The organism is Flavobacterium hercynium (assembly GCF_002217285.1).
Taxonomy (GTDB): domain Bacteria; phylum Bacteroidota; class Bacteroidia; order Flavobacteriales; family Flavobacteriaceae; genus Flavobacterium; species Flavobacterium hercynium.
Genome location: NZ_MUGW01000059.1, coordinates 1 through 25,213, shown reverse-complemented (window position 1 = coordinate 25,213; position 25,213 = coordinate 1). Strand labels below are relative to the sequence as shown.

At 33.3% G+C, this 25,213-nt stretch carries 18 protein-coding genes; 6 read left to right on the top strand and 12 right to left on the bottom strand.

Annotated features, from left to right (window positions below; genetic code table 11):
- Positions 1–119 precede the first annotated feature (119 nt).
- The 4 genes from hutH (at position 120) to B0A66_RS20875 (ending at position 5,415) form a co-directional block, all read left to right on the top strand.
- Entirely contained in the window at positions 120–1,634 is a 1,515-nt protein-coding gene (gene hutH, locus B0A66_RS20890; protein WP_089051796.1) for a histidine ammonia-lyase, read from the top strand.
- A gap of 48 nt (positions 1,635–1,682) precedes the next feature.
- Complete coding sequence (locus B0A66_RS20885; RefSeq protein WP_089051792.1) at positions 1,683–2,327, top strand: DUF47 domain-containing protein; 645 nt, start codon at positions 1,683–1,685, stop codon at positions 2,325–2,327.
- Positions 2,328–2,361: 34 nt separating this feature from the next.
- Complete coding sequence (locus B0A66_RS20880) at positions 2,362–3,705, top strand: inorganic phosphate transporter (RefSeq protein WP_089051791.1); 1,344 nt, start codon at positions 2,362–2,364, stop codon at positions 3,703–3,705.
- A gap of 309 nt (positions 3,706–4,014) precedes the next feature.
- Positions 4,015–5,415 (top strand): SMI1/KNR4 family protein, encoded by a 1,401-nt coding sequence (locus B0A66_RS20875; RefSeq protein ID WP_089051790.1) that lies wholly within the window; start codon positions 4,015–4,017, stop codon positions 5,413–5,415.
- A 61-nt stretch (positions 5,416–5,476) separates the two neighbouring features.
- Here the strand turns inward: B0A66_RS20875 and B0A66_RS20870 are convergent, their stop codons facing one another.
- The 6 genes from B0A66_RS20870 to B0A66_RS20845 form a co-directional block, all read right to left on the bottom strand.
- Positions 5,477–6,796, bottom strand: a complete 1,320-nt coding sequence (locus B0A66_RS20870) for a serine hydrolase domain-containing protein (protein ID WP_089051789.1) — start codon at positions 6,794–6,796, stop codon at positions 5,477–5,479.
- Complete coding sequence (locus tag B0A66_RS20865) at positions 6,793–7,410, bottom strand: hypothetical protein (protein WP_089051788.1); 618 nt, start codon at positions 7,408–7,410, stop codon at positions 6,793–6,795. The genes B0A66_RS20870 and B0A66_RS20865 overlap by 4 nt, the downstream gene beginning before the upstream one ends.
- The gene (locus B0A66_RS20860; RefSeq protein ID WP_089051787.1) at positions 7,407–7,742 is read right to left on the bottom strand and encodes a PadR family transcriptional regulator; all 336 of its coding nucleotides are present in this window, start codon (positions 7,740–7,742) and stop codon (positions 7,407–7,409) included. Before B0A66_RS20860 ends, B0A66_RS20865 begins: the two co-directional genes overlap by 4 nt.
- A 107-nt stretch (positions 7,743–7,849) precedes the next feature.
- Positions 7,850–8,368 (bottom strand): DUF421 domain-containing protein, encoded by a 519-nt coding sequence (locus tag B0A66_RS20855; protein ID WP_089051786.1) that lies wholly within the window; start codon positions 8,366–8,368, stop codon positions 7,850–7,852.
- A gap of 87 nt (positions 8,369–8,455) precedes the next feature.
- A complete protein-coding gene (gene rimK, locus B0A66_RS20850; RefSeq protein ID WP_089051785.1) occupies positions 8,456–9,826 on the bottom strand; it encodes a 30S ribosomal protein S6--L-glutamate ligase in 1,371 nt (456 codons plus the stop codon).
- A 143-nt stretch (positions 9,827–9,969) separates the two neighbouring features.
- Positions 9,970–12,516 (bottom strand): ATP-dependent Clp protease ATP-binding subunit, encoded by a 2,547-nt coding sequence (locus B0A66_RS20845; protein ID WP_089051784.1) that lies wholly within the window; start codon positions 12,514–12,516, stop codon positions 9,970–9,972.
- 262 nt (positions 12,517–12,778) lie between these two features.
- Here B0A66_RS20845 and gyrA point away from each other — a divergent pair, with 262 nt between their 5' ends.
- Both gyrA and B0A66_RS20835 read left to right on the top strand, forming a co-directional pair.
- Entirely contained in the window at positions 12,779–15,421 is a 2,643-nt protein-coding gene (gene gyrA, locus B0A66_RS20840; protein WP_089051783.1) for a DNA gyrase subunit A, read from the top strand.
- Positions 15,422–15,471: 50 nt separating this feature from the next.
- Positions 15,472–16,740, top strand: coding sequence for a tetratricopeptide repeat protein (locus B0A66_RS20835; RefSeq protein ID WP_089051782.1), 1,269 nt, complete (start codon positions 15,472–15,474; stop codon positions 16,738–16,740).
- A gap of 71 nt (positions 16,741–16,811) precedes the next feature.
- Here the strand turns inward: B0A66_RS20835 and B0A66_RS20830 are convergent, their stop codons facing one another.
- The 6 genes from B0A66_RS20830 to B0A66_RS20805 all read right to left on the bottom strand — a co-directional run bounded on the left by B0A66_RS20830 (position 16,812) and on the right by B0A66_RS20805 (position 25,196).
- Positions 16,812–17,231 carry an OsmC family protein gene (locus B0A66_RS20830; protein WP_089051781.1) on the bottom strand — a complete coding sequence of 140 codons (420 nt, stop codon included), beginning with the start codon at positions 17,229–17,231 and terminating at the stop codon, positions 16,812–16,814.
- Between the two features lie 362 nt (positions 17,232–17,593).
- Positions 17,594–19,588, bottom strand: coding sequence for a DUF349 domain-containing protein (locus B0A66_RS20825; protein WP_089051780.1), 1,995 nt, complete (start codon positions 19,586–19,588; stop codon positions 17,594–17,596).
- 243 nt (positions 19,589–19,831) lie between these two features.
- Positions 19,832–20,581, bottom strand: a complete 750-nt coding sequence (locus B0A66_RS20820) for a shikimate dehydrogenase family protein (protein WP_089051779.1) — start codon at positions 20,579–20,581, stop codon at positions 19,832–19,834.
- 2 nt (positions 20,582–20,583) lie between these two features.
- Positions 20,584–21,978, bottom strand: coding sequence for a tetratricopeptide repeat protein (locus tag B0A66_RS20815; protein ID WP_089051778.1), 1,395 nt, complete (start codon positions 21,976–21,978; stop codon positions 20,584–20,586).
- Positions 21,979–22,172: 194 nt separating this feature from the next.
- On the bottom strand, positions 22,173–23,369 hold the full coding sequence (locus B0A66_RS20810; RefSeq protein ID WP_089051777.1) for an aspartate aminotransferase family protein: 1,197 nt from the start codon (positions 23,367–23,369) through the stop codon (positions 22,173–22,175).
- A gap of 183 nt (positions 23,370–23,552) precedes the next feature.
- A complete protein-coding gene (locus B0A66_RS20805) occupies positions 23,553–25,196 on the bottom strand; it encodes an OstA-like protein (RefSeq protein ID WP_089051795.1) in 1,644 nt (547 codons plus the stop codon).
- Positions 25,197–25,213: the final 17 nt, after the last annotated feature.

Sequence of the window (25,213 nt, the reverse complement as noted above, 5' to 3'; positions counted from 1 at the left end):
CTTTTGTTGTTTACGTAGCGTTTTTAATTTTTTATTTACAACAAATATTAAATAATCCTCAATAAACATTGCTTTTTAATATTGATTTGCTGAATTTTGGCATTCAAATTCCAAACAAAATGAACGAGATCCATTATATCAGTACTGAGTTACTGAATTTAGAGCAATTACAAGAAATTATAGTACAAGAAAAAAAACTTGAATTATCAGAAGAAGCAAAAGTAAATGTTCAAAAATGCCGTGATTATTTAGATAAAAAAATGGCATCACATTCTGAACCCATTTATGGCATCAATACAGGTTTTGGATCACTTTGTAATGTGAAAATTTCTAATGAAAATTTATCAAAACTTCAGGAAAACTTAGTAAAATCACATGCTTGTGGAACAGGAGAAGAAGTACCGTTAGAAATTGTAAAATTGATGTTGTTTCTGAAAATCCAATCTTTGAGTTATGGACATTCGGGAATTCAGCTGCAAACAGTACAACGTCTTGTTGATTTTTATAATAGTGATATTCTACCTGTTATCTATACACAAGGTTCGTTGGGTGCTTCCGGAGATTTAGCTCCTTTGGCGCATTTATCTTTACCATTGATAGGAGAAGGAGAAGTAGTTTTTGAAGGAAAAAAAGTAAAATCGGCTGAAGTTTTAAAACACTTTAACTGGGAGCCAATCATATTACAATCTAAAGAAGGTTTGGCATTGCTAAACGGAACACAATTTATGAGTGCTTACGGAGCTCATATCTTGATAAAAGCCTACAAATATTCGTATTTAGCAGATTTAATTGGAACAATTTCATTAGAAGGTTTTGATGGAAGAATCGAACCTTTCAACGAATTGATTCATTTTATACGTCCTCACAAAGGGCAAATCATTACCGCACAACGTGTAAATGAGTTTTTAGAAGGAAGCGAAATTATTGCGCAGGAAAAGAAACACGTTCAGGATCCGTATTCTTTCCGTTGTATGCCTCAGGTTCACGGAGCTTCAAAAGATGCGATTGATTACGTTAGAAAGGTATTCAAGACCGAAATTAATTCTGTTACAGACAATCCAAATATATTTATAGAAGCCGATCAGATTATTTCAGGAGGAAATTTCCACGGACAGCCATTAGCTTTAGCGTTAGATTTTATGGCAATTGCTTTGGCAGAGTTGGGAAGTATATCTGAAAGAAGAACCTATCAGCTGATCTCAGGATTGCGCAATCTTCCGGCATTTTTAGTAGACAATCCTGGATTAAATTCAGGTTTTATGATTCCACAATATACCGCTGCGAGTATTGCAAGTCAAAACAAGCAATTGGCTACACCGTCAAGTGTCGATAGTATTGTATCGAGCAATGGACAGGAAGATCACGTGAGTATGGGAGCAAACGGAGCGACAAAAGCATTGCGCGTTTTAGATAATTTAGAGCGTATTCTGGCAATCGAATTATTAAATGCTTCACAGGCAATTGCCTACAGAGAGCCTTTGAAATCAAGTGATTTTATTGAAATGTTTTTGAGCAGTTACAGAGAAGTGGTACCATTGGTGAAAGAAGATAGAATCTTACATTACGATATTGAAAACACGGTGAATTTTCTGTCTAGTTTTCAAATAGAAAATGATTTGTTAACAATGGCTTAACATTGTAAAATAATATTGAAGTAATTTTGCACTATCAAAAATAAAAAAATGTCAATAAACAGTATTTTCCAATTTTTAGTACCGAAAGACAAGAAATTCTTTCCACTTTTTGAAGAAGCTTCAAGCAATTTAATTGAGTTAGCTTCTAATTTACACGAAGCTGTAAATCTTCCGTTGAAAGAAAGAGAAGTTCTTTTTCAGAAAATTGATGAGTTAGAGCAAAAGGGAGAAGACATTACCCGTCAAACCAATCTTGAGTTGAGTAGAAACTTTATTACTCCATTTGACAGAGAAGATATTCATACCTTAATTACATCTATTGATAACGTTGCGGATTACCTTCACGGTGCTGCAAGCAGAATGAGATTATATCAGGTAGACAAGATTACGAAATCTATCAGAAAGATGACAGAAATCAATCTTGAGGCTTGTCAAAACATTGATAGCGCTGTAAAAGAGCTAAGAAATTTAAGTAACATGAATGTTATTAAAGATGCGTGTGTCAGAATTAACAAACTGGAAAACAAATCAGATAACGTTTATAACAAAGCAGTTTTTGAAATTTTTGAAAACGAAACAGACGCTAAAAATATTATTAAATATAAAGAAGTGTTATCTGTTTTAGAATCAGCAACAGATAAATGTAAGAGTGTTGCGAATATACTGGAATCTATTTCTGTAAAACATTCTTAAATTCAATTTATTTCAATTCTGAAGTTATAATTTTATGACGCTACTTATAATTATTATAGTACTAGCTTTAATTTTTGATTACATTAACGGTTTTCATGATGCGGCGAATGCTATAGCTACAGTTGTTGCCACAAAAGTTTTAACGCCTTTTCAGGCCGTTCTTTGGGCAGCATTTTTTAACTTTTTAGCTTATTGGGTTTTTGGATTTGGTGTCGCTGATACCGTTGCAAAAACAGCAAATACAATGGAGATTAATCTTGTTGTAATTCTTGCCGGTGTAATCGCCGCAATTTGCTGGAACTTATTGACGTGGTGGTTAGGAATTCCTTCAAGTTCATCACATACCTTAATCGGAGGTTTTGCCGGAGCAGCTATAGCACATGCTATTGCAGTACACGGACTTTCAGGTTATGTTGGTGCAGATGGTGCAACACATCACTGGTACGATATTGTAAGTTGGTATAAGGCAGGAAAAGACGGCGGTATGCCTTCCGGAGTACTGATAATTATTGCTTTCATTGTTTTAGCACCCTTATTAGGAGCATTAGCTTCTTATATTATTTCGATTTGGTTGTTAAATGCTTCCCGTAAAAGTATCTACCCTAAAATATTTACAGTTGCTTTAATGATTGCAACAATTTGGTTTGTTTACAGCCAAATGATTCCTTACGAAGAAATTGTAAAAGACGGAGGGAAACCTCGTTTTGCATCTTCTGTTTTTTGGAGTGTTGCTTTTGAACCTCACAACATTAAATGGTTTTTAGTAGCTTTTATTGTTCTGACAGTAAGTGCATTCTGTTTATTGTTTAGCAGTTTAAATCTTCATCAGGCAGACGCTGCGCTTAAGAAAATGCAATTATTATCTTCTGCAGCTTTTAGTTTAGGTCACGGAGGAAATGACTCTCAAAAAGTAATGGGTATTATCGCAGCAGCAGTTGCAGTTTACATTCATTCAAACCCGGGCGTTCACATGGCACCTTGGTTAGATGTAGTTTTACCTTCTGATAGTGGCGAATTTAAAATGCCAGCATGGATTCCGTTAGCGTGTTACTCTGCAATTGCAGCAGGAACATTAAGCGGAGGATGGAAGATTGTAAAAACAATGGGTTCTAAAATCACAAAAGTAACTTCATTTGAAGGTGTTGCTGCTGAAACAGCGGGAGCATTGACTTTGTATTTTACAGAACACTTAAAAATACCGGTAAGTACAACGCATACTATTACTGGTTCTATCATCGGAGTTGGATTAACAAAACGTGTATCTGCAGTTCGTTGGGGAGTAACAGTGAGTTTGATCTGGGCTTGGGTATTAACAATTCCTATCTCAGCAATATTAGCAGGTTTAGTATACTTTATACTAAGTTTGTTTGTTTCTTAAAAATGATTTTCTAAAATGTGAGACATAAATCGCATTTTAAATACATAAAGAAAAGCTAGTTTCAATCCTGAAACTAGCTTTTTTATTTGCATCAAATTGTTGTTTTAAAAAAAGAATGAAATTACATTTACGCTTTAATGTCTTGCGATACATTGAGAAAAGCAGTGTCAAAATTAGCGTCTGTTAATTCAAAGAAAAATGTTTTTCAACACTGTTTCCTAACAGGTCTTCAAGACCTGTTAGGTATGAAATGGATTAGTTGATAAATCATTTAGACTTAAGTTAAAGACTAAGTAATAAATTTTAAAGATGGATAAATTACATCAGATAGAAAGAATAAAAAGGAAGTTGATCCTTGCCAAAAAAGCAGATCAGGATTTGAAAGTTTTTGGAGCAGGAAGTCATAAATATTTAACAGGAGAAACGGTTAGTAATGATCAAATTATAAGTTTTGAAAAAGAATATAATCTGGAACTTCCGGAAGATTATAAAATGTTTTTAATGCATATTGGTAATGGTGGTATTTCATATCAAAATGCTGCTGCCGGACCCTATTATGGAATTTATCCACTTGGAGAAAATGTAAATGAATTCATTTATGAAAATGCAAAACAATATTTGAATGCAGATTGTAGACTTTATCCAAAAATGTCCGATGAGTTTTGGTCTGATTTGAATAAAAATATTGAAGATGAGGAGCTTTCCGATGAAGATTATGATCGGGAATTAGGGGAGTTATTTTCCGGGTTATTGCCGATTGTGAGTCAAGGTTGTACTTATCATAATGCACTTGTTTTAAATGGGGATTTTAGAGGAAGAGTTGTGAATGTTGATACTGATAGACAAAAACCTTTTTTTGCTTTTGAATCTACTTTTCTTGATTGGTACGAAAGATGGCTTGATGAAATTATTCCGGAAGAAGTAACGAGTAAAGAACCTGATTTGTTTCAATATACATTAGGTGGTTCTGCAAGCTATATTTTAGAAGTGTTTTTTGCTACAGATAACAACGAAACGAAGTTAGAGTGCTTGCAGGGAATATTAAAAAAGCAAAATGTAATTGTTGAGGTTTTAAATATTCTGGAAGAACAATATAAACTGAGTTCTGGTGAACAAAAAAAGACATTACTTCAGATTCTTACCAAGTTTGATTATAATCGTGCAAAACCGCTTTTGATTGATTTTACAGCAGAAGATTTATTAGCTGTTTTTCAGTTTGTGTATTGGTATGCAAAAGATAAAAGCAAAGACTGGTTGGAAATAATTAAGTTGAATGTAAATACAATTGATGACGAAGAAACATTTGATTTTTGTACCTATTTATTAAAGGAAATGAATTTTGATTATGGTGCTGTCATTGTATCTTTTACTACTCATGAAAGTGAGCAAATTAGGGTTTCAGCCTATTATTCACTTGGCCAATTAAAAACGAAAAGTAATTATGTCGATGTATTTGTTGATGGTTTATGTTCAGATTCAAACCGAGTTATTCATACTACTTTGCAGGCATTGAGTGGGGTAGACGATCAAAGACTTTTAAAATATTATAAAATCATTGCTGAAAAATTCCCAGTTGAAGAAGATTATATCTTAGCCAATCTTAATCACAGGCTAAAACCATACGGTTTGACAAATAAGACCATTAAGCGAATCAATACAGATTTTGAAACTAATAATCCGGATAGCAAATGGTATCAGTTTTGGGAATAAAAAAAAGCTAGTTTCTTAATTCGAAACCAGCTTTTTTTATCCTTATCAACCCTTATTAAGTTTATTCTTTTTTAAATAAAAATTCTTTTCCGCCTTGTTTTAAAGTCATTTCGCTTTTCTCGGAATTAAATTCTAAAACGATTCCTGCAGCATCAAACTTGAAAACATTTATAGCTGTAGATTCTAAAGGAAAAGAAGGTTGGCCAGTTGCCTGAGCAATCAAAGTATTGTCTTTTTTAGAGATGTTTATTTTGAATGGAATCTGCGAACTTCCGTAATTTCCGGTGTATAAATTCAGAGTTTCTTCGGTAACAGAAACAATATCAAATACTGGCATTTTAAAAGGTTTGTTGAAATAAGAGCTTAAGGCACATAACAAGATGCTATTATTATCGTAAATTATTCCGTTTGAAGTAATAGATAAAGCTAGTTTTTCATTAGGGAAATAGCTGGCAACAGATCTAAAACCATCAATTGCTCCTGGGTGTCCATAGCTTTTTCTTTCGAAATATGGAAATTCAAAAATTCCCATTCCATATTTGTCTTTAATTGTTTTCATTTGATTTAAATGCGCAATAGAAACAACTTTTCCGGCAAACAGGCCTTCCAGAAAAAGATTTAAATCAGTAGGATTCGAAACTACTGCTCCGGCTCCGGCAGGAATCGACATATCCGTTTCATTTTCTTTTTTCCACTTTCCATTGTCAGACGTATAGGAATAACATTCGTTGTTTTCTAAACTTATTTTCTTGCCTGCGTAAGTATTTTTTAGCTGTAAAGGTTTAGTGATTTTTTGAGCTAGAATTTCACCAAAAGGCTTCTTGTAAACATCTTCCAGAATAAACGATAATAAAACGTAGTTTGAATTGCAGTATTCGCTTTTTGTGTCAGGTTCAAAATCAATTTCTCCTGCAGCAATGCGTTCAATCATTTTTGCTTTTGATTGAAATTGAGTGTTCCAGCTTAAATAATCTTCATTTCGTGTAAAATCGTGTATGCCGCTTCTGTGATTTAATAAATTGCTGATGGTAATAGTTTTAGAATTTTTTACCGTTGGAAAGTATTTATCAATAGTCTGATTTAAATTGATTTTATTTTCTTCTATAGCTTTAAAAATTAAAGTAGCTGTAAATGTTTTAGAGATCGACCCAATTCTGTACTTAGTATTGATGCTTGATTTTTTTGAGCTTGCAACATCATCAAAACCAATAGATTTAGTGTAGATTGTTTTTCCATTTTCAGAAATAGCAATACTTCCCATGTATTTGTTGTTCTTTTCCAAAAGAGTAAACAAACTGTCAAGTCTTTTAGAATTTAGAGTTTGCGAGAATGCATTTCCTGCAATTAGAATACATAAGCAGGTAATAATAATTTTTTTCATGATTGTGTTTTTTGGTTGATTGATTTTTTGATTTTTAATAAAAGGGTGATAAGAAAATAGAATAAAATAATTAATAGTAACATGGCAGGAATAAAGCCATTGCCAAGAATTTCGGTAACCTGATTTCTCATTTGACTTTCGGGGCTTAACTTTCCAAGAATAACAGGAGAAAAAGAATCTTTTTTTACATAAAGACCAACAATTGATGGGGTAGAAATTTTAGCATAAATTAAAAAGACGAAACCAAATAGGAACAGATATAAAATAAAGAAGAAAATGTACGAAATACCATTGGTAAAGTTTAGGATTAAAGCTTTGAAAACGTGAATTGGATTAAATGTTTTGGTAGCCTGTTCCAATTTCTTATCAGCAACGAGAGGTTTTAGTACTTCTTCCGGAATACCCAATTTTTCTGTGATATCCAAAAGTGCGTCAATTTCGTTTTTTTCTTTATTGTGCTGAATAAATTCAAAAATATGGCTGTTAAATTCCATATAAATATCGTCCTGACTCTCTTTTGATAATGATGATGTCGCTTTTTTAATGCGCTTCATATAATCATTGTAGATTCTTTGCGATGCTTTTTGTTCGAATTTTATATCTTCTATTTTCATTTGATGATTTTTTTGATGGACTCTTCCAGATTTTTCCAGTAAATATTCATGTGACTTAGTGTTTCGATTCCGGCTTCTGTTAACGCGTAATATTTTCTGGGAATACCAGTTTCTTGTTCTACCCATTTAGAATCGACTAATTCTTCCGTTTTTAACCGATTCATTAAAGGATAAAGCGTTCCCTCTGCAATTTCTATTTCGGTATGTTTTCTTATTTGTTCTATAAGCTCATAACCGTAGTACTCATTGTTTTTAAGTACATTGAGGATAATAAAAGTCAACGTGCCTTTTTTCACCTGTGATTTCCAGTTTGTTACAAATGTTTCATTCATGTGGCTAATATATAACAAAATACATAGTATAACAAAGTATATAGCTAAGATTTTTCTTTAATAATATTTAGTTTGTTGATATTTAAGTGATTATGCTTTTTAAGGAATTACTTTCTAAGATTCTTGTGATTGTGTTTTCTTTTGTAATGCGTTTGCTTAAGATGTTTTTTATCCTCTGAAATGACGCTTATGGTACCATCAATTTCGAGCATACAGAGTTTTACATCAACAAAATGTTCTAAACCGTGTTCACGCATCGCTTCTTTTAATTCATCGTTAGAAATGTCTAATTTGCTTAAAGTTTTAAAATCAAGTTTTCCATTATGAATCAGGATTTCTGGCTTATCTATAAGTAAATCGCCTAGCAGTTTATATTTGTGAGTTAGTTTTTTTATAACAAAGTTAATAATAAACAAAGCTAAAGCAGCTATTAATCCGCCCCAGAGAGAAGTATCAGGGCCTACCATTGCGTTTTGAACCGAATTACTAATCAATAGAATGAGTATAATGTCGGCTGTGTTCAATTGCGAAAGTTCTTTTTTGCCAAATACGCGCAAAGCGATTGTCATAAAAAAGTAAACAGCCACACTTCGGCAAATGATATCAAGATAGGGAAGCAACACCATTTTTTTTAGATTTTGAGTTTAAAAAAAGCTTTGTCGAAGTTTTATACTTCAACAAAGCTGCTTTATAATTTTTAGTTTTGTAAAAACTTAAGAGAGTTTGAAATTCTTTTCAATCGCTCTAATCATTTCTCCGGCAATATCTTTATTAGTAGCACCTTCAATTCCTTCTAAACCAGGAGAAGAGTTTACTTCTAATAATAACGGACCTTTTGATGATCGGATGATGTCAACACCGGCAACTTTCAAATCCATTGCCTTTGCAGCTTTAATGGCGATCTTTTTTTCCTCAGGAGTCACTTTTATCACAGATGCTGTTCCTCCAAGATGAATATTAGCTCTAAATTCACCTGGCATTGCTTCTCTCTGAATAGCAGCAACTACTTTACCGTCGATTACAAAACAACGGATATCTTTTCCGTTTGCTTCTTTGATGAATTCCTGAACCAAGATATTAGCATTTAAGCTTTTAAAAGCATTGATAACACTTTCTGCTGCTTTTTTGGTTTCAGCCAATACAACACCTTTTCCTTGGGTTCCTTCTAAAAGTTTAACGATTAGGGGAGAGCCTCCAACCATTTTAATTAAATTATCAGTATCCAAAGGAGAGTTTGCAAAACCAGTTGTTGGTATGTCAATTCCACTATTCAAAAGCAATTGCAATGAAAATAGCTTGTCTCTCGATTGTGTTATAGCAGCAGCTGAATTAAGGCAGTATACCTTCAAAGCTTCAAACTGACGGGTTAGAGCACAACCATAAAAAGTAATGCTAGGCCTGATTCTTGGAATAATAGCGTCAAACTGATTTAATATTTTTCCACCGCGATAATGAATTTCAGGTGTTTTTGCATCCAGTTTCATGTAACATTCTTTGATGTTCAGGAAATGCATTTCATGTCCACGCATTTCACCTGCTTCCATGATTCTTTTATTGCTGTACAATTCCGGATTACTGGCCAGAAGACCAATTCTTAAACCGGAAGTTGCTTTTTCTGAATTTTGGTACAATTCCTTTAAGGCTTCAGAAGAAGGTTGTCCTAAAAGATATTTTTCTTCAGGATCAACTAATACACGTCCGCTCATGGCTTCACGGCCTAAAAGCATACGGAATCCCATTGAGTCACGATTCGTCAAAGTCATTTCGATTGGCCATTTAACATCACCAATTTTTAAATTTGTCTGAATTACGTAACGATGTTCTCTAAAACCGCTTGAACTTTTTACAATCCTTTTATCAACTAACGGAGCTTCACAATGAATGATAGTCTTAGTATTATTTTGAATCGGATTGATATCGAATTTCACCCAATTGGCATCATTTTTAATAAAAGGAGCTATGTTTATGGCGTGCATTGCCGAAGTTTTGGCTCCGGAATCGACACGAGCCTTGATGGTCGGGATACCAAGTTCTGGAAATGAGCACCATTCTTCGCTACCTAAAATGACTTTGTTTTGAAGCATACGTTATTTTTTATAATAGAATTTAATAATCAAAAATAGCTATTTACTTTTGATAAATATAGGATTTGACCTAAAGAATAAACCCGTTATGTTATGAAAACGTAACGGGCTTGTTATTTTTGTTAGAAAAAAATAAACCTTTTTTATTGGTTTTTAGGTTCTTCTGCTTTGTGTATTTCTACAGAAAGTTCTTGAGAATCATCTTTTAAATCCATCATGATTTCATCACCTGAGTGAATTTTTGAAGTAATGATTTCTTCTGCTAACGAATCTTCAACATATTTTTGGATCGCTCTTTTTAGAGGTCTCGCTCCAAATTGTTTGTCAAAACCTTTGTCAGCTATAAAAGCTTTAGCTCTGTCAGTTAAGCTTAATTTATACCCTAATTCAGCAATACGTGAATAAAGTTTTTTAAGCTCGATTTCGATAATCAAGTCAATATCAGCTTTTTCTAAACTATTGAATACGATTACATCGTCAATTCTGTTTAAGAATTCAGGAGCAAAAGTTTTTTTCAATGCGTTTTCGATAATGCTTTTAGAGTTATCATCAGCTTGCGCTACTTTAGCAGCAGTTCCGAATCCAACACCCTGACCAAAATCTTTTAACTGACGTGCTCCAACATTAGAAGTCATAATGATGATCGTGTTTTTAAAGTCGATTTTGCGACCTAAACTATCTGTCAAATAACCATCATCTAAAACCTGAAGCATCATATTAAACACATCTGGATGCGCTTTTTCAATCTCATCTAAAAGAACAACACAATATGGTTTTCTACGAACTTTTTCAGTCAATTGACCACCTTCTTCGTATCCAACGTATCCCGGAGGCGCTCCAACTAAACGTGAAATCGCAAATTTCTCCATGTATTCACTCATGTCGATACGAACTAATGCATCTTCAGAATCGAATAATTCTTTAGCTAAAACTTTAGCCAATTGTGTTTTACCAACTCCAGTCTGACCTAAGAAAATAAACGAACCGATTGGTTTGTTAGGATCTTTAAGTCCGGCTCTGTTACGTTGAATAGAACGTGCAATTTTTAAAACTGCTTCGTTTTGACCAATTACTTTATTTTGAATTAACTCTGGTAATTGAGCCAATTTATTACTTTCTGTTTGCGCAATTCTGTTTACAGGAATTCCAGTCATCATCGAAACAACATCGGCAACATTATCTTCTGTTACTTCAATTCTGTTGTTTTTAGAATCCTCTTCCCATTGTTCTTGTGCAATCGCAAGGTCTTTTTCAATACGTTTTTCATCATCACGAAGTTTTGCAGCCTCTTCGTATTTTTGTTTTTTAACGACCAGGTTTTTGTTTTCACGCACTTCCTCTAACTGACGTTCTAAATCTAAAATTTGTTTAGGAACATCAATATTAGTAATATGTACGCGAGAACCTGCTTCGTCAAGAGCATCAATAGCTTTGTCCGGTAAAAAACGCTCCGACATATATCGGTTTGTCAATTTAACACAAGCTTCAATAGCTTCCGGAGTATAGGTTACATTATGGTGATCTTCGTATTTGTCTTTTACGTTGTTCAAAATTGCAATAGTTTCTTCAACAGAAGTTGGTTCTACAATTACTTTTTGGAAACGTCTTTCTAAAGCACCGTCTTTCTCAATATATTGTCTGTACTCATCAAGAGTTGTAGCACCAATACATTGAATTTCACCTCTTGCTAAAGCTGGCTTAAACATATTAGAAGCGTCAAGAGAACCTGTAGCTCCGCCTGCACCAACAATAGTATGAATCTCATCGATGAAAAGAATGATATCATCATTTTTTTCAAGTTCATTCATAACCGCTTTCATTCTTTCTTCAAACTGACCGCGGTATTTTGTTCCTGCTACTAAACTGGCAAGATCAAGAGTTACTACACGTTTGTTGAAAAGAATACGAGATACTTTTTTCTGGATAATACGCAAAGCCAATCCTTCTGCAATAGCAGATTTACCAACTCCCGGTTCTCCAATTAAAAGAGGGTTATTCTTTTTTCTACGGCTTAGGATTTGAGAAACACGTTCAATTTCTTTTTCGCGTCCTACTACCGGATCAAGTTTTCCTTCTTCCGCCATTTCTGTTAAATCTCTCCCAAAATTATCTAAAACCGGAGTCTTTGATTTTTTGTTTGACTTATTGGCTGGATTATTAAAACTACTTTCTTTAAGACTGTCATCTTGTCCTGAATCGTCATTATACGATTCGTTTCTTGGCAAGTTTTCTAAGAATTCTTCTTCGCTTGGCGTCATATTTAGATATTGTTCTTTAGCTATGTCATAATCTATTTTTAGCTTATTCAATAGCTTGGTTGTTGGATCGTTTTCGTTTCGTAGGATACATAAAAGCAGGTGTGCTGTGCTAATAGAAGAGCTCTGAAATACTTTTGCTTCAAGAAAAGTAGTCTTCAACGCTCTTTCCGCCTGTCGCGTAAGATGAAGATTTTTCTTTTCGGCATTGACTTCAACGCTTTGATTAGCGGGACTCAGTATTTCTACTTTTCTGCGTAAATGGTCCAGATCGACAGCAAGGTTATTAAGTATATGAATGGCTTTACCGTTTCCATCCCTTAAAATGCCTAGCATTAAATGTTCAGTACCAATAAAGTCGTGACCTAAACGTAAGGCCTCTTCTTTACTGTAGGTAATAACATCTTTTACTCTTGGTGAAAAATTATCATCCATAATATTTAATTGAATTGTAATTGTAAATTTAATGAATTAGTGTTTGAAAAACAAAAACCATACCCATCGAGATCTCCTGACAGCTAATAGACAAAAAAAATAACAATAAAAGCGTTAAAAAACGCTTAATTTATTAACTAAAAGCGAAAATAAAGTTGTTAATAAATCATTGAAATAAGTGTAGGGAAATAGCTGAAAAAATTTCAAAAAAACGTATCTTGGCACGCTTTGAAACTAATATAATTATTTAATATAACAACTTATGTCTGAAGGAGAAAAGTTAATTCCTATTAACATAGAAGATGAAATGAAATCAGCTTACATCGATTATTCGATGTCAGTAATCGTATCGAGAGCACTTCCTGATGTTAGAGATGGCTTGAAACCCGTACATCGAAGAGTTCTTTACGGAATGTATGACTTAGGAGTTTTTTCGAATAAAGCTCATAAAAAATCTGCGAGAATCGTAGGGGAAGTTTTGGGTAAGTATCACCCACACGGAGATACTTCGGTATATGACGCAATGGTACGTATGGCTCAGGAATGGAGTATGCGTTATTTATTAGTTGATGGTCAGGGTAACTTTGGTTCTGTCGACGGTGACAGTCCTGCAGCAATGCGTTATACTGAGGCGAGAATGCGTAAGATATCTGAGGATATTATGGCAGATATCGAAAAAGAAACTGTCGATTTTCAATTAAACTTTGACGATACTTTATATGAACCAAAAGTAATGCCGACAAGAGTTCCTACCTTATTAGTGAACGGAGCTACTGGTATTGCGGTTGGTATGGCAACAAATATGCCTCCACACAACTTAACAGAAGTTATTAATGGTACTTTGGCGTATCTTGATAATAATGATATTGAGGTTGATGAATTAATGACACATATTAAAGCACCTGATTTTCCAACGGGAGGTGTAATATATGGTTATGAAGGAGTTCGTGAAGCTTTTAAAACCGGTAGAGGACGTATTGTAATGCGTGCAAAAGTTGGTTTTGAAGAAGTAGACGGAAGAGAATGCATCATTGTTACTGAAATTCCATATCAGGTTAACAAAGCCGAAATGATCAAACGTACGGCTGATTTAGTTAACGATAAAAAAATTGAAGGTATTGCCAATATCCGTGATGAATCGGATAGAACAGGTATGCGTATCGTTTACATCTTAAAACGTGATGCTACACCAAACGTAGTTTTGAATACCTTATATAAGTATACACAATTACAATCGTCATTTAGTGTAAACAACATTGCATTAGTAAAAGGACGCCCACAAATGCTGAATCTGAAAGATATGATTCACTATTTTATTGAGCACCGACACGATGTAGTAGTAAGAAGAACTCGTTTTGAATTGCGTAAAGCAGAAGAAAGAGCTCACATTTTAGAAGGTTTAATTATTGCATCTGATAATATTGACGAAGTAATTGCGTTAATAAGAGGTTCTAAAAACACAGAAGAAGCAAGAGATAAATTAATCGAAAGATTCAATTTGTCAGATATTCAGGCTCGTGCTATTGTTGAAATGCGTTTACGTCAGTTAACAGGTCTTGAGCAAGATAAGTTAAGAGCGGAGTACGAAGAATTGATGAAATTAATTGAGCATTTGAAAGCTTTATTAGAGGATGTTAATTTAAGAACCAACTTAATTAAAGAAGAACTTGCTGAAATCCGTGATAAATACGGTGACGAACGTCGTTCTCAAATTGAATATTCTGGTGGTGACGTAAGTATAGAAGATTTAATTGCTGATGAAAATGTAGTAATTACGATCTCACATGCTGGTTATATCAAACGTACAAACCTAACAGAATACAAAACACAAAATAGAGGAGGAGTTGGGCAAAAAAGCGCAGGAACAAGAGATCAGGATTTTCTTGAGCACATGTTTGTTGCTACCAACCACCAATATATGATGTTCTTTACGCAAAAAGGAAAATGTTTCTGGATGCGTGTTTACGAAATTCCGGAAGGTAGTAAAACAGCGAAAGGACGTGCTATTCAAAACTTAGTAAACATTGAAAGCGATGATAAAGTAAAAGCTTTCATTTGTACACAAGATTTAAAAGACAAAGATTATATCAACAGTCATAATCTTGTAATGGTTACCAAACAAGGTCAGGTGAAGAAAACGTCTTTAGAGAAATATTCTAAACCAAGAGTAAATGGTGTTGCTGCTATTACAATTAAAGAAGGTGATGAGTTACTTGAAGCAAAATTAACTGACGGAGAAAGCCAAATTATTTTAGCTGTTAAATCTGGTAAATTAGTTCGTTTTGAGGAAACTAAAACACGTCCGATGGGAAGAACAGCTTCCGGAGTTCGTGGAATTACACTAAAAGACGATACTGATGAAGTAATTGGTATGGTTACTGTTGGTAAAAATGATGTTACAGATTCTCAAATCTTAGTAGTAACCGAAAATGGATACGGAAAACGTACCAAATTAGTTGACGATGATGGAGAAGATGTTTACAGAATTACAAATCGTGGTGGTAAAGGTGTTAAAACACTTAATATAACAGAGAAAACAGGAAAATTAATTTCTATTAATGCTGTAACAGATGCTGATGATTTAATGATCATCAACAAATCAGGATTGACTATCAGAATGGCTATTGAGGATTTACGTGTTATGGGTCGTGCAACGCAAGGAGTTCGATTGATTAACTTAAAAGGTAAAGATTCTATTGCAGCTGTAACAAAAGTTATGAAAGACGATGCTGCAGAAGTAGTGGTTGATGAAGATGGAAACGTTATAGAATCTGTTATTGAAAGAGTAAAACCAGATTTAGAAGTTCTTGAAGACGACGGTACTGTAGAAGAGGATGATGATGCTGATGATGAAGGAGATGCAGAAGACGAAGATGATGCTGAAGAAGAAGAATCTGAGGAATAATTAAATTGAAACACACAGGATAATTAAAATTAAATACAAACTAGAATATTATGAAAAGTAAATATGTAATACTTGCGTCAGCATTATTGATTTCGGTAGCTACTTTTGCTCAAAAAGATCAAATAAAAGGTGCTGAAAAAGCATTAAAAGGTGGAGATGCTCAAGGAGCACTTACAATATTAAAAGATGCTGAAAACTCAATAGTTAACGCAAAAGAGGCTGAACAAGCGCAGTTTTACTTTGTAAAAGGTAACGCTTATTTAGAGTTAGCGAATAAAAGTGTTGATACAGGTAAAAATTTATCTCTTTCTGCTGAGAGCTACAAACAATTAATTGAAATTGAAAAAGCTTCTGGAAAAGTTAAATATTCTACTCAGGCAGCTGCTTCAATTACAGATATTAAAGGTAAATTGATTAATTCAGCAATCGCTGATACACAGGCAAACAAACATTCTGAAGGAGCAAAAAAATTATATGATGCTTACTTATTAGACAGAAAAGATACTGTTAACCTTTACTACGCTGCTTCAACAGCGGTAAATGCTCAGGATTTCGATACTGCGTTACCAATGTATGAAGAATTAAAGAAAGTTAATTTCTCAGGAAAAGGAACTAGTTATACAGCATCAAATAAAGCTAACGGTAACGAAGATGGTTTTAGTAATGCTAAAGACAGAGATTTAGCTGTAAAACTTGGAACTCACGAAAACCCAAAAACAGAAGCTATTCCTTCTAAAAGAGGTGAGATCTATAAAAACTTAGCTTTGATTTTAGTTCAAAAAGGACGTATCGAAGATGCTAAAAAAGCGATCTCAGATGCAAGAAAAACAAATCCGGATGATTCTTCTTTACTTTTAACAGAAGCAAATTTATATTTGGAAACTAAAGACTTTGATACTTACAAAAAATTAGTAAACGAAGCTTTAGAGAAAGATCCAAAAAATGCTGATTTAGTTTTTAACTTAGGCGTTATTAGTGCAAATGCTAAAAACGCTGCTGACGCTGAAAAATATTATTTAAAAGCGATCGAAATCAATCCTAATTATACAAACGCTTATCTTAACCTTGCAGCTTTAAAATTAGAAGCTGAGAAACCAATCATTGATGAAATGAACAAATTGGGAACTTCTGCTAAAGATATGAAGCGTTATGATGTATTAAAAGCACAAAGAGAAGGTGTTTTTAAAGCGGTTATTCCTTACCTTAAAAAAGCAAATGAGTTAGATCCTAAAAATACAGATGTATCTAAAACATTATTAGGAGTTTACAAAGCTTTAGAAATGACTGCTGAGGCAAAAGCATTAAAAGCAACAATGTAATCAGACTTGTTTTGAATATATAAAAAAACCATTCCGCTATGCGGAATGGTTTTTTTTATGCTTTGACTTTTTTAGCTTACTAAAGTAGCAGTCAATGTAATTGTAGTATTCAATAATTTGGATATTGGACAAATTTCCTTTGCTTTAGCAGCTGTTTTTTCAAATTCCTCAGCTGAAATTGAAGGCACTTTTCCTTTTAGATCTAAGTGAATCAAAGTAATTGATCCGTCCTCAAAAGTTACTGTCGCTTCTGTAGCAAGATCATCTGCAGTAAAACCACCTTCGTTAAGCAAAAAGCTTAATTGCATGGTAAAACAGCCTGAATGCGCTGCAGCAATAAGTTCTTCAGGATTTGTGCCAACGCCTTGGTCGAATCTTGTTTTAAATGATAATTGAGCCTTATCTAAAGTAGTACTTTGTGTAGTTATAGAACCTTTTCCTTCCATTCCGGTACCTTGCCAGTTGGCATTTGCTTTTCTTGTAAATTTCATTTTCGTTGTTATTAAGATTAATAATTTTAGTTTTTGATTATCAACAGATAATGTGATTATCAAATATACTCAATATTTTACAGAATAGTTTTATGAAATTTCAAGAGAATGTTATGTTTTAGGTTTTTAGTTTAATGTTTCAAGTTTGAGGTTTCAGGTTTAATGTTTCAAGTTAAAACGAGCGCATAAAAATAAGTAGATAAAATCCGTATAAATCCGCGTTTTCGCAAAGCGAATCCGCGTCATCTGCGTTATAATAAATACACAGTAATCATCCCAAGTTTTGCAGTAAAAAAAGAACAAAAAAAAGGTGCAATGAAAATCATTACACCTTTTTTAAGTTATTTCAGAAACTGAGAACGTTACTCTTGACCCAGATTACGTAATTGTTTCAATTTGTCTTTCCATACTTCAAGGCTTTCCTTGTGAATGGCTATGTTTTTGCGTACTTCAAGAACAATTGAGTTTTCTTTTTTAGCATTTTTCGTATTGGTGAAAAACTGAATATTATTCTCTAACTGAAAAATTTCATTTTGCACCTCTTCAATTTTACGCATTAAAAAGATTTTTTCGTTGTCTAACTTACGTGTATCATTGTTTTCAGATAATGAATCAAGACGGTTAGAAAAACGCATCATTTCAGTTTCTTTTTTGCTTAAGCTTAATTTCTCGAAAAGGGCATCTAATATTTTATTAAATTTTCCTTCAATATGACGTCTTGCAAAAGGTACTTTTCCGAATCCTTTCCAGGTTTCGATATGCAGTTTAATCGCGTCTAAATCTGTTTTGTGTTCTCCTGTTAATTGGAAAGCACGCAACGTGTCTAAATATGCTTTTTTATTGTCAAAAGCAGCAACTTCATCACCGTTTTCTTCTGATTTATGCTCTTTTAGTTTGTCAAAATAATGGTTGCAGGCATCTTTAAATTCCTTCCAGATTTTGTCTGAATATTTTTTAGGAACATGACCAATTTGTTTCCACTCCTCCTGAATTTGCTTCATTACCGGAGTTGTAACAGTAAAATCAGTGCTTTCTTGTAGTTCTTTTGCTTTAGCTACAAGTGCCATTTTTTTATTTAAGTTATCGTTTTGATCTTTTTTAATGTCTTTGTAAAATGAATTTTTAAAAGAATTAAAGTTTCTCACAGCAGTTTTAAATGCTGACCAGGTTTGTTCGTTAACTTCTGTTGGTACTTTTCCGGCAGCAAAAAACTCGCTTCTAAGTGCTTCTACCTTTTGTATTTGCACTAACCATTGTGAATGTGAATTTACTTTTTCAGTACCTAACACTTCAATTTTAGCAATGATTTCTTTTTTAGCTTCCAGGTTTTGTTGCTCGTTTGCTCTTTGGCTTTCAAATAAAAGTTCTCTTTTATCATGAATTTTTTTAGTCAATTCACTAAAAGTAGTCCAGATGGCATCACGATTTTCTTTGGAAACAGGACCAATATCTTCTTTCCAGATGCGGTGTAAGTCCTGTAATTCGCGGAAAGCTTTGCTGATATCAGTTTCGTTAACCAATTCTTCAACGCGGGCGATTATCTTTTGTTTTTGCTCCAGATTATGTTTAAAATCTAAATCTCTTGCTTCACGATCCAGGTGCAGATAATCATAGAAATTTTCTACATGAAAGTGGTAATTATTCCAAACGTGGTTGTATTTGTCTTTTGGGATAGATCCGGCATTTTTCCAACGTTCTCTTAAATCATTAAAATGTTTAAGCGTATCTTTAATATTTTCCTGCGGATTGATAAGTTCTTTTAACTCCTCAACAATAGCAAGTCTGGTATCTAAATTTGATTTTAAGTTGGTTTGTAAATGCTTAAAATGAATATTTCTTTTTTCTCTAAAAACATTATAATATTCATCGAATTTAGATTTTAATGGAGAGTGATACTCAAATTCTTCATTTGGATCTTGTTTAGAAGCATTAAACTCTTCTTTTTTCTCCTCTATTAGATGATTGTATTGTAGTAAGAATGATTTTTTGATTTCTTCAACATGATCCTTCACAGACATTACTTTATCTGACTCAACAAGCTTTTTCAATTCATCAACAAGTGCGTCTAATGAAAAAGTGTCGTAATCCTGCATAGGAAGATCATGGCGCTCTTTAAGCGTTTCGTCTTCACTTTCTTCTGCATTTGAATTTGTTATAGCGTCTAATGCGGTCTGATGTTGATCGTCCGTTTCTTCTGAAGCAGTTGTTGCCTGATCTTCAGTAGTAGGATCGATTACATTCTCAGATGCTGTTTCAGAATCTAATGTTTCAATTGCATCGTTAGTTGTAGTATCACTTGAATTGATCTCTAATTTTCCGTCTGCTTCTTGCAGGTTATCATTCTTTTCTTCTAACATTTTAAATGTATAAGGTTTTTTTTATTTTAAGAGAGCGAAAGATACTAAAGGAGATTCTAAATACAAAATAAATCCTTTGTTAATACTTGATTTTACGATGAAATTCTTATTTATTGTGTTATTTTAAGAATATGATACAAGAAAATTGGCCATTTTTTTGAAGTAAATTTAAATTTTGATTATCAAAATTTTAAATTAAAAACAACAAAACAGCTATTGGGTGAATGCTAAAAAACAGAAGGTTTACTTATTCCAGATTTTCCAGGCTTTTTCTGCTTGAAAGATAAGCATGTCATACCCATTTTTTATAGTAGCGCCATGTTTTTTGGCATTCTTTAAAAATTGAGTTTCTTCTGGATTGTAAATCAGATCGTAAGCAATGTGCTTTTCTGTGAAAAATTCATATGGTAAGTCAGGACAAGCCTCGATATTAGGACTTGTACCAACAGGAGTACAATTTATGATAATTTGAAAATTATCAAAAGTAGTAGCATTGATTAAATTATAATCAATAATATTTTCTTTTGCTTCTCTTGAAACAAAAGTATACAAGATACCAAGCTCATCTAATGCAAATGCGACACCTTTTGAAGCGCCGCCTGTGCCTAGAATAAGAGCTTTTTTATGATGTGTCTGTAATAATGGTTTTAATGATTTTTTAAAACCATAATAATCCGTATTGTAACCTTTAAGCTTTCCGCTTTTAGTAAATTTTATCGTGTTTACAGCGCCAATTAAAGCAGCTTTTTTTGATAATTTGTCTAAAAAAGGTAAAACTTGTTCTTTATATGGAATAGTAACGTTTAAACCTTTTAAATCGGGATTGTTTTTTAATAGTCCACTAAAATGACTGATTTCATCAATGTCAAAGTTTTCGTAGGTGTTACCAAAGAAAACTTCGTTATTAAATTTTTCAGTAAAATATCCTTTAGAAAAAGAATAGCTAATATTGCGGCCTAATAAACCAAATCGTCTCTTTAAAGTGTCAATCATTATTATTTCTTATGTTTTGCAATGTAATTTTGAACTGATTTTTTCGCCCATACTACAGGAAATAAATCTTCAATTAAAATATAATTATCAAAGTTCAAACGCAATGCATTACTCAAATGGAATTTCGCTTTTGTAATGTCCTGAATCATAAAGTACAATCCAGCCAGGCGGTATTCGATTTCATTCTCTTCCGGAAAGTATTCTGAAGCTTGCAGTAAAGTTTGAACTGCACTTTCAAATTCTCCTAAAAATTGCAAAATATCAACCCAGTACAACCAGGTATCTAATGCATGATCACCAAATTCTACAGCTTTTCTATAACCAAATTCAGCTTCTTCAAAAAAGTTCATTTGTTTATTGATCGTAGCATAACGTTTCCAGTATAAACGATTTTGATTGTCTATAGCTAATGCTTTATTGACAAAAAATAATGCTTTCTGAAAGTTTTTTTGGCGAACATGAAAATCGGTAATTGCAATCCATCCTTTGTCCAAAAGAGGATCTTCATGTACCGTTTGATTGTAGTATTGCAGCGCTTTTACAGCATTACCTAATTTTTCGTAACATTTACCAATTCGCAATAAAGCATAAGACGTTGCATCGTCTAATTCAATAGTACGATTGTAGCTTTCAATAGCTTTGTTGTATTGTTTTAAACGCTCATACGCTTTTGCTTTTTCCATGAATGCACCCAGAAATTCATCGTCAATCAGAGTAGCATAATCAAAAGCACGAATCGCATTTTCATATTCTTTTACACCATAATGCAAGCGCCCAAGCTGATGCCAGGCAATTTCGCTATATGGATTTTTGTTAATGTAATCTGTTAAATACAGAATAGCTTCCTGATTCTGATCTAAAAATTCAAAACAGTAAACTACGTTATATAAAGCAGATTGATCTTCTAAATCTTCTTCAAGACATTTGATGAAACTATCTTTTGCCATTTCCAGATTATCCATAAAAAGATATTCCATTCCAATCAAGTTGTACACATCAGCGTAGTCGTCCGTATATTGCAGGGCAATTTTAAGTAATTCTACCGCTTTTTCGTGTTGATCTCTTTTAGAACAAATATTAGCTTTCTGGATGTAAATTTCTTCGTTGTTAGGTTCAATTGCATACAGCTCGTTCAATAGCTTTTCAGCAATTTCGAGTTTGTCATCATATACCAACATTTCTACTTGTACTAATTTTAAGCCTGTAGATTTTGGGTGCTGATCTAATGCAAGTTTTAAGGCTTTCTTTGCTAAATTAGCCTTACCTATATCTAAATAATGAAGAATTATTTCTTCAAATTCTTCAGAGTCAAAAAAGAGTACTTTGTTAGTTTTTAACATAGACTCGAATTTGGATAAGGATAGGTTATAATCTTCTTCTTCGTTGCTTAATTGCATACTTTCTATATTTGAAATTAGCCTATTATAAAATTAGGCAACCATATTCTTTTCAGCGGGGCGTAAATTAATTGTTTTGAACAATTTAATTAACAATATGGACAGAATTTTATTCTGTTTTTATTTTTAATGAATAAATATAAATAAAGATTTATATTATTTGTATATTAATATTTGTTTTTAACAGAGCTTAGTTAAACTTTTTCTTGCTTTTTAACAATTTCGTCCATGATTTTGAGAATTATTGCACATCCTTCTCTTATTTCTTCATTAGAAATGGTTAATGGAGGTGTTATTCGTATGGCACATCCTTCAAAAAGAAGCCAAAATAAAATCAGACCCTCATCCTGACATTTTAAAATAACCTCATTCGTTATTTCAGCCGTTTCGGTCATTGCCGCAAGCATTAATCCTCTACCTCGTACTTCCTTTATCAAAGGGTGTACCAAAAGCGATCTAAACAATTTTTCTTTGTCTAAAGCTTCCTGCATTAAGTTAGTCTCGGTTAATTCCTGCAAAGTAGCCAAACAAGCTGACGCAATGACAGGATGACCTCCAAAGGTTGTTATATGCCCTAATTTAGGATTTTCAGTAAGTAAGTCCATTTTTTCAGCAGCAGCAGTAAAAGCACCAACCGGCATTCCTCCGCCCATTCCTTTTCCCATTACTACCATATCCGGAACAACGTCATAGTTCTGAAAACCAAATAACTTTCCTGTTCGTCCAAAGCCTGGCTGAATTTCGTCTACAATCATTAAAGCACCAACTTGATCACAGCGTTTGCGTACTTTTTGCAGAAAATTATCATGAGGTTCAATAAAACCTGCGCCTCCCTGAATAGTTTCTAATAAAATGGCAGCAGTTCTTGTTGTTATTTTTTGTAAATCTTCCTCGTTGTTGAAAGTGATAAAATCTACATCAGGCAATAAGGGACGAAAAGCTTGTTTGCGTTCTTCGAAACCCATTACACTCATTGATCCCATCGTATTACCATGATACGCATTGTGGCAGGAAATAAGCTGACTGCGTCCTGTAGTTCTTTTTGCTAATTTTAATGCACCTTCAATAGCTTCTGTTCCTGAATTTACCAGATATGTTTTGTTTAAAGATTCCGGCAGGAGTGAAGCTAGTAATTTACAATATTGAACAGCTGGGCTTTGTGAATATTCGCCATAAACCATGACATGCGAATATTTGTCTAGCTGATCTTTGATAGCCTGATTAACTCTTGGATGCTGATGCCCCAATGTACAGGCAGAAACTCCGGCTACGAAATCTAAATATTTTTTATCGTTGGTATCGTAAATATAAGAACCAATGGCGTGAGAAACCTCCATTCCTAAAGGATAAGGAGAAGTCTGTGCCTGGTATTTTATAAAATCTGAATTCATTTTTTTTAGGTGCTAATTTGCCAATGGAATGGCTTAATTTAAACGTTCCGTTTTTAGCTAAAAAAGACAGTTGTATTTTACTACAATAATCGTGAAATTTTGTCTAAAGTCATGTAAAGTAAAAATTAAGCTTACACTTTTAATGTAAAGTTTTGTTGCTACTGAATGACTTATTGCGAAAAGCTATTTTTTAGTCTTGCTAACCGTATTTGTGTTTGCTTTAGTGGCAGGCTTCTTTTTGTCGTAATTCAATGTCTCTTTTCGAACTTTCATAGGAACATTTTCTTTTACATTATCGTCTTTTTGCTGTTGAAGCATTTTATCGTTGAGTTCATTATCCTCCGCAGTAAAAATATCATCTTTGGATTTTATTCGTTCATCACCTCGCCACTTAAGATTTTTTAGTTTCCTGGCATTTTCAGGTAAATCAGCTTCGGGGTAAATATCGCCATCTACTTTATTGAAAAACGTAATGGTTTCTACAGCATTATTTTCTAAAAGCAGGTTTATTTTACTACTTACATTTTTATTAATACCAATAAGTTCATTAGCATCATTTCGCATGTAATAGATAACCTCAGTATTTTTGATTACATCAACATCATGTAATTTTCCTTCTTTAAACTTTCCGTACAAATTAAGTCCCTTGACCTGATTAAATCCAGTGCCGAGAGTATCCCGGGAAACCATAAAGGTGTTGTTTAGTACTTTTAAGGAATCTAATTTCTTAGTATTATTATCACCAATCAAATGCATGACATCACCTGTAATTTGGTTTTCACCATTCCAAAGAATCGGGTTTCCAATTAGTTTTGTCAAAGCCGTTTTAGAATCAGAGTGAATCGAATCGCATTTACCGCTCATGTCTACTTTAAAAAATCGAACATTGTTAAAAGCTCTAATGATGCGTTCGCCTTCTTTTCCGGTGATCATTAATTTTTTTCCGTGAATGTAAACCGAATCGTTTTCTACAAGATTAATCGCAACTGCTCTTTTGGTTACAAACATAGAATCCTTCAGTTTAAAAACTTCAGCATAATGTCCTTTGACAATACCACGATTAATAGAATCCGTAATTTTTACATTTCGGGTTGCCGAGGCAAATTCAGTATTTCGATTGTAATATAAACTGTCGCCTTCGATCCTTCGGTCATCATATTTGATATAAGAATTTCTCACAAAATGAGCGAGGTTTTTCTTCGTGTCGTAAAATCCTTTTTCGGTATAAATGTAATTGGCTTTACTTGTAATAGTAGAAGGTCCAAGCAAGTAGGAATGTCCGGAATTACTGTAATAATCAAGGTGATTGGATTTTATAACGTATTTTAGATTTGTAATCGTAACAGCAGTTAGAAACTGAAACTTTTTTTCAGTCACAAAATACCTTCCTGATTTACTAACCAGCGTATTGTCTTTATTTATAATTGTACCTTTAGTATTGTAAAAAACCTGTTGTACATTTCTATCAAAATTTATCGTGTCAGTTTGTAATGTAGCATCAGGAGAACTCATAACGGCATCACCGGTTGCAAAAGCTTTTTTTAAATTTCCATTGTATTCGGCATATTTACTATTCAAAAATAAAGTATCTCCCTGCACTAATTGCACATTACCAAAGGCTTTTAGGTAGTTTTCTTTTTGAAAAAAGTACGCCTTGTTGCACGTTAGTACAACACCATCATGATTTACTTTTACGTTACCTGAAAGCAAAAGGGCATCAGGTACATTAATTTGATCGTAATCTGACCAGTCGGAATTTTCGACAATTATTTTTTTTGGAGTCTTTGAAGTCTGTGCATAAAAGTTTTGTATACTTAAAAAAAGTATAAAAATAGGTATATAAA